At 63.5% G+C, this 754-nt stretch carries 1 pseudogene; it reads right to left on the bottom strand.

The window, feature by feature from the left end:
- Positions 1–726 (bottom strand): annotated as a pseudogene (locus tag NQ036_RS15415) (IS256 family transposase); the annotation flags it as partial.
- Positions 727–754 lie beyond the last annotated feature (28 nt).

Below are 754 nucleotides of genomic sequence, written 5' to 3'. Positions count from 1 at the left end.
GTAAAGCAGCCAGTCGACTCCGCGCCTGGCATGGTCGATCGACATGCCACGGTGGTGGCGTAGGAAGTCTTTGATCGCCTTGTTCGGTCCGCCTTCTAACGCGTTCGTCGTCTTCGCGATCGTGTAGTCGTCTTCGGCGAGTTTCAGCCAGGTGAATAACTGGTCGGCGCGGATCAGGTTGGCCAGCAGCTTGTGGGCTCTGCGGGTACGGATGTGGGTGTACCACCAAGACTGGTTCGCCCCGACGTGAGCCGGCCGGCTCGCTCCCGATTTCGCGCGGGTGCGGTGTTTGAGGAACGTTTCCCAGCGTGCTTCCCACGTGGCGAACTCGGCACTCCAGGTAGCGGCTTGTTCCAGCGTGGTGACGCGGCTCAGCGTCTTGTACAGGCCGAGGAGTTCCTTGTTCGCCGGCAGGCTGGGATGCCGGGTGAGGTGCTTGTGCGCGGCTTGGCGGATGTGGAAGTGGCAGCGGTGGATGCGCGTGTTCGGCCAGAGGCGTTTGATCGTCGAGGTCAGTGGCCCGTTGCCGTCGACGATCGCGGTGACCGGTGCCGGGATGCGTTCGATGAGTGCGGTCCAGGAGGCGGTCTTCTCCTGGTCGCACCATTGCCAGTCGATGACGTGGCCACCGGTGTGGGCGATGAGAACACACCAGCCGTTGAAGTACGTGCCGTCGAGCATGATCTGGTCGTGGATTTCCCCGGTCGGTGTGATCGTTGGGCGCACGTTCCAGCACCAGGCCACACGGTGGCGG

Source organism: Brevibacterium sp. 91QC2O2, assembly GCF_024580695.1.
In the GTDB taxonomy this organism is placed as follows: domain Bacteria; phylum Actinomycetota; class Actinomycetes; order Actinomycetales; family Brevibacteriaceae; genus Brevibacterium; species Brevibacterium moorei.
This window is presented reverse-complemented; position numbering and strand designations above follow the sequence as displayed.